The 6,118-nt window shown below is 53.0% G+C and carries 5 protein-coding genes; 3 read left to right on the plus strand and 2 right to left on the minus strand.

The window, feature by feature from the left end; all coding sequences use genetic code 11:
* Positions 1-37: 37 nt before the first annotated feature.
* On the minus strand, positions 38-373 hold the full coding sequence (gene raiA, locus ABLV30_RS23015; RefSeq protein WP_004104616.1) for a ribosome-associated translation inhibitor RaiA: 336 nt from the start codon (positions 371-373) through the stop codon (positions 38-40).
* Between the two features lie 271 nt (positions 374-644).
* Positions 645-1,382 carry an outer membrane protein assembly factor BamD gene (bamD, locus tag ABLV30_RS23020; protein ID WP_004853303.1) on the minus strand — a complete coding sequence of 246 codons (738 nt, stop codon included), beginning with the start codon at positions 1,380-1,382 and terminating at the stop codon, positions 645-647.
* A 132-nt stretch (positions 1,383-1,514) separates the two neighbouring features.
* On the opposite strand from bamD, the gene rluD reads away from it, so the two are divergent.
* The 3 genes from rluD to clpB all read left to right on the plus strand — a co-directional run bounded on the left by rluD (position 1,515) and on the right by clpB (position 5,924).
* Positions 1,515-2,495 (plus strand): 23S rRNA pseudouridine(1911/1915/1917) synthase RluD, encoded by a 981-nt coding sequence (gene rluD / locus ABLV30_RS23025; protein WP_004853302.1) that lies wholly within the window; start codon positions 1,515-1,517, stop codon positions 2,493-2,495.
* Positions 2,492-3,223 (plus strand): purine nucleoside phosphorylase YfiH, encoded by a 732-nt coding sequence (yfiH, locus tag ABLV30_RS23030; protein WP_025107359.1) that lies wholly within the window; start codon positions 2,492-2,494, stop codon positions 3,221-3,223. Before rluD ends, yfiH begins: the two co-directional genes overlap by 4 nt.
* Positions 3,224-3,350: 127 nt before the next feature.
* Complete coding sequence (gene clpB / locus ABLV30_RS23035; RefSeq protein WP_014226431.1) at positions 3,351-5,924, plus strand: ATP-dependent chaperone ClpB; 2,574 nt, start codon at positions 3,351-3,353, stop codon at positions 5,922-5,924.
* Positions 5,925-6,118 lie beyond the last annotated feature (194 nt).

Here is a 6,118-nt window from a genome sequence, read left to right on the forward strand (position 1 = left end):
CGAAGGCGCGTGGCATGACACAAGCTTAAGTTAAGGATTACTCTTCTTCTTCCACAAAGCCTGCCTCTTTCACCGACGTTGCGGCGCGGCGGGCTTCCCCTTTGTGTTGCACTTTATTGAGCTGCCGTTCCAGCTTGTTGATCAATTCGTTAATTGCGGCATACATGTCTTCGTGCCGTGCGCTGGCGACCAGGTGCCCGTTTGGCGTATTGATGGTTGCGTCAGCGACAAAACCCTGCGGCTCCTTAGAGAGGATGATGTGCGGGTTAATTAAGTGGGTTTGCCATTTATCCAGTTTGGCGAGACGGTCTGCGACGTGCTGGCGGATTGCCGGAGTAATTTCCATTTGTTTACTGGTAATGTTCATTGTCATAAATTTTACCTCTTGTCTTTCCCGTCTTGGTAAACTCAGCATACCTCGCCCAATGTCAAAATGCGTGATTTAAATCACATTTTATTGTCACTTTTTGTCAACAAATCTGTTTTGTGAGACAGGACAGGAACAGGTGAGATTTTACTTGTGGAATGGAAGAAAGAGAGCCATATTTGATGAGTTAACTCGGCGCTAAACCGCTTCAGCTTAACAATTTAACGAATAAAAAAACGGCAGCCACTCGGCTGCCGTTTTGCTTATCTAAGGGCTATCAGGTGTTCTTGCTGTTGGCCGCGATGATTTTCGCAACCTTGTCCGCCTGCGCGTTCATCTGCATCTGACGGTAGGCGTTTTCCATTTTCGGAAGCGCGTCGCGGGTGGCCTGCGTATCCGGATAGTTACGCAGCATGCCGTCTACGCGGTTAACGACCGCAACCCATGCGCCACGATCGGTATAGTAATCCACGACCGACAGCTCGTACTTCGCCAGACGATCTTTCAGGAACACCATACGCTTGTAGGCGTCAGTAGCGTACTGGCTGTTAGGATAGCCACGAACCAGTTTGGAGAAGTCGTTAAAGGCATCGCGCGCGTGTTGTGGATCGCGGTCAGAACGATCGACACCGAAGAAGCCCTGCAGCGCACTGTCATCCAACGCCATATTTGTCAGACCACGCATATAAATGACGTAATCAATGTTAGGATGGGTAGGGTTCAGGCGCACAAAGCGATCGATAGCTGCCTGAGCCAACGGCAGATCGGCGTTTTTGTAGTACGCATAAATCAGATCCAACTGTACCTGTTGGGAATAAGGACCAAAGGGATAACGGTTATCCAACGCTTCCAGTTGCGTTATTGCCTGTTTCCAGTTACCGTCCTGCAGCTTTTGCTGAGCGGTCGCGTAGATCTCATTCGGCGGATTATCGGGCACCTCCTCCTTTGAGCCAGAGCAACCCACCAAAGCCAGGCTCAGTGTGGCTGCTGCCACCAGGTATTTCATGCGCGTCATGACGTTTTGACTTCCTCAAAATGTTTATGCGGGAGAATCTCTGTTCCTGCTCCCGATTAAGACCAGCTACAATAGCACACTATATTAAACGGCAAAGCCGTAAAACCCAACGTTAAAACGAAGAAGCTGTATATGGCACAACGAGTACAACTCAACGCAACGGTGTCCGAAAATCAACTCGGACAACGCTTAGATCAGGCTTTGGCCGAATTGTTCCCGGATTATTCGCGTTCGCGCATAAAAGAATGGATCCTTGACCAGAGAGTGCTGGTAAACGGCAGCGTCAGCGACAAGCCGAAAGAGAAAGTGCTGGGGGGAGAAACGATTGCTATCGATGTTGAAATCGAAGAAGAAGTCCGTTTCCAACCACAGGATATTCCGCTCAATATCGTTTATGAAGATGATGACATCCTCGTAATTAATAAACCGCGCGATTTAGTTGTGCACCCTGGCGCGGGCAACCCTGACGGTACTGTGCTGAATGCGCTGTTGCACTACTATCCGGCCATTGCTGACGTGCCGCGTGCGGGGATCGTGCACCGTCTTGATAAAGACACCACCGGCTTGATGGTGGTCGCGAAGACCATTCCGGCGCAAACCCGCCTGGTGGAATCCCTGCAGCTGCGCGAAATCACCCGCGAGTATGAAGCGGTGGCGATTGGTCACATGACCGCTGGCGGAACGGTGGAAGAACCGATTAGCCGCCACCCGACCAAGCGTACGCATATGGCGGTACATCCTATGGGAAAACCGGCGGTGACGCACTATCGGATCATGGAGCATTTTCGCATTCATACTCGTCTGCGTTTGCGCCTGGAGACCGGCCGTACGCATCAGATTCGCGTACACATGGCGCACATCACTCACCCGCTGGTGGGCGATCAGGTCTATGGCGGGCGCCCGCGTCCGCCTAAAGGCGCATCGGAAGAGTTCATCACCGCTCTGCGTAAGTTCGATCGCCAGGCCCTGCATGCCACCATGCTGCGTTTATACCATCCGATCAGCGGCATTGAGATGGAATGGCATGCGCCAATTCCACAGGATATGGTTGATTTGATTGATGCCATGCGCGCTGATTTTGAAACCCATAAAGACGATATTGACTGGCTATGACTAAACTGATTGTACCGCAATGGCCAATGCCGGAAGGCGTGGCAGCCTGTAGTTCCACGCGCGCTGGTGGGGTGAGTTTGTCGCCATACGATTCACTTAACCTCGGAGCCCATTGCGGAGACAATCTGCAGCACGTAGAAGAGAACCGTCGGCGCATGTTCGCCGCTGGCGGTCTTCCGTCATACCCGGTGTGGCTGGAGCAGGTTCACGGTACGGCAGTGTTAAAGCTCGATGGCGGGCCGTACCCGTCAAAGCGCGCTGATGCTTCATACTGCAATGTGCCGGGTACGGTATGCGCGGTGATGACCGCTGATTGCCTGCCGGTGCTTTTTTGCAACCGCGCGGGAACGGAAGTTGCGGCTGCTCATGCCGGCTGGCGGGGCCTTTGTGAAGGCGTGTTGGAAGAAACCGTGGCCTGTTTTGCCGATAAACCGGAAAACATCATGGCCTGGCTTGGGCCCGCCATTGGGCCGGACGCGTTTGAGGTTGGTCCGGAGGTGCGTGAGGCCTTTATGGCAAAAGATACTCAGGCGGAGCGCGCATTTCGTCCTGCAGGTGAAAAGTATTTTGCTGATATCTATCAGCTTGCGCGTCAGCGGCTGGCGAGCGTTGGCGTTGAGCAGATTTTTGGCGGTGACCGCTGTACCCTCAGCGAAAAAGATGATTTTTTCTCTTATCGTCGCGACAAGACGACGGGTCGTATGGCAAGTTTCATCTGGCTGATATAACCTCCCGAACTAAGACGATCCAGAAGGCAAACTTATTTTTGCATAGTTCAGGTCTTTAACCTTGAATAATTGAGGGATGACCTCATTTAATCTCCAGTAGCAAATTTGACCTGTTATGGGAGGAGTTATGCGTCTGGATCGTCTTACCAATAAATTCCAGCTTGCTCTTGCCGATGCCCAGTCCCTTGCACTCGGGCACGACAACCAATTCATCGAACCTCTTCATCTTATGAGCGCCTTGCTGAATCAGGAAGGGGGATCGATACGTCCTTTATTAACTTCGGCGGGCATCAATGCCGGAGAGTTGCGCACCAATATTGAACAGGCGTTGAGCCGATTGCCGCAGGTGGAAGGTACCGGCGGCGATGTTCAACCGTCCCAGGATTTAGTGCGTATCCTGAACCTTTGCGACAAGCTGGCGCAAAAGAGAAAGGACAACTTTATTTCGTCAGAGCTGTTCGTTCTGGCAGCGCTTGAATCACGCGGCACGCTGACCGACCTTTTAAAATCCGCCGGGGCCACAACCGCCAACGTGAGTCAGGCGATCGAACAAATGCGCGGAGGTGAAAGCGTGAACGATCAGGGAGCCGAAGACCAACGTCAGGCCTTGAAAAAATTTACCGTCGATCTGACTGAACGTGCCGAGCAGGGCAAGCTTGACCCGGTGATTGGCCGCGATGAAGAAATTCGTCGTACGATTCAGGTTCTGCAGCGCCGTACCAAAAACAACCCGGTGCTGATTGGTGAACCCGGTGTAGGTAAAACGGCCATTGTTGAAGGACTGGCGCAGCGGATCGTCAACGGTGAAGTGCCGGAAGGTCTGAAGGGGCGCCGGGTGCTGGCGCTCGATATGGGCGCGCTGGTGGCGGGTGCCAAATACCGCGGTGAGTTTGAAGAGCGCTTAAAAGGCGTTCTGAATGACCTCGCCAAGCAGGAAGGCAACGTCATCCTGTTTATCGATGAGCTGCACACCATGGTGGGTGCGGGTAAAGCGGACGGCGCAATGGACGCCGGTAACATGCTGAAACCGGCGCTGGCGCGCGGTGAGCTGCACTGCGTGGGCGCTACGACGCTGGATGAATATCGCCAGTACATTGAGAAAGACGCCGCGCTGGAACGTCGTTTCCAGAAAGTATTCGTGGCGGAGCCGACCGTTGAAGATACCATTGCGATTTTGCGTGGTCTGAAAGAACGTTATGAACTGCACCACCACGTGCAGATCACCGACCCGGCGATCGTTGCGGCAGCCACGCTGTCTCATCGCTATATCGCCGACCGACAGCTGCCGGATAAAGCTATCGACCTGATCGATGAAGCCGCATCCAGCATTCGGATGCAGATTGACTCAAAACCGGAAGAGCTGGACAGACTCGACCGTCGCATCATTCAGCTCAAGCTGGAACAGCAGGCGCTGAAGAAAGAGTCTGATGAAGCCAGCATTAAGCGGCTGGATATGCTGAATGAGGAGCTGGCCGATAAAGAACGTCAATATTCAGTCTTAGAAGAAGAGTGGAAGGCTGAAAAAGCATCGCTCTCCGGAACCCAGACGATTAAGGCTGAGCTGGAACAGGCGAAAATCGCGATTGAGCAGGCGCGTCGCGTCGGCGATCTGGCGCGGATGTCCGAGCTGCAGTACGGCAAAATCCCGGAGCTGGAAAAACAGCTGGCGGCGGCAACGCAATCCGAAGGCAAGACGATGCGTCTGTTGCGTAATAAAGTCACGGATGCGGAAATCGCGGAAGTGTTGGCTCGCTGGACGGGTATCCCGGTGGCCAGAATGCTGGAAGGCGAGCGTGAGAAGCTGCTGCGTATGGAGCAGGAGCTGCATAGTCGCGTCATTGGTCAGAATGAAGCGGTTGAAGCGGTATCGAATGCAATCCGCCGTAGCCGTGCCGGATTATCCGATCCTAATCGTCCAATCGGCTCGTTCCTGTTCCTGGGCCCTACCGGTGTAGGTAAAACAGAACTCTGTAAAGCGCTGGCCAACTTTATGTTTGATAGCGACGATGCGATGGTACGTATCGACATGTCAGAGTTTATGGAGAAACACTCCGTTTCACGTCTGGTTGGGGCGCCTCCGGGATACGTCGGTTATGAAGAAGGCGGCTATCTCACTGAAGCGGTCCGCCGTCGTCCTTATTCCGTCATCCTGCTGGATGAAGTGGAAAAAGCGCATCCGGATGTCTTTAACATTCTGCTGCAGGTACTGGACGATGGACGTTTGACTGACGGGCAGGGGAGAACGGTCGACTTCCGCAATACGGTCGTCATCATGACCTCTAACCTCGGTTCGGATCTCATTCAGGAACGTTTTGGGGCTCTGGACTATAGCCACATGAAAGAGCTGGTTCTGGGCGTGGTTAGCCAAAGCTTCCGGCCGGAGTTTATCAACCGTATTGATGAAGTGGTGGTATTCCACCCGTTAGGTGAAAAACACATTGCTTCTATTGCGCAGATTCAGCTGCAGCGGTTGTATAAACGACTTGAGGAACGCGGCTATGAAGTTCACCTCTCTGATGAGGCACTGAAGCTGCTGAGCGAAAACGGTTACGATCCGGTTTATGGCGCACGTCCTCTGAAACGTGCTATCCAGCAGCAGATCGAAAACCCGCTGGCGCAGCAGATTCTCTCTGGAGAGCTGATACCGGGTAAAGAAGTGCAGCTGGTTGTGAAAAACGACCGGATAGTGGCAGTGCAGTAAATCACAAAACAGCAAAAACGGGCCCGCTGGGCTCGTTTTTGTTTAAAAACCAGGCGATAATGTATTCTCAGCTGCAGCTTTGGTTGAAAAATAAGCGGGTGGAGTTTTTTTTTGAAATTCCTCTTGCCACTTCAGAATTACTCCCTATAATGCGCCTCCACTGACACGGAACAACGGCTTACAGCCCGCCGGGT

Origin of the sequence: Klebsiella sp. CN_Kp113, assembly GCF_040064585.1 — a bacterium.
Lineage (GTDB): Bacteria > Pseudomonadota > Gammaproteobacteria > Enterobacterales > Enterobacteriaceae > Klebsiella > Klebsiella michiganensis.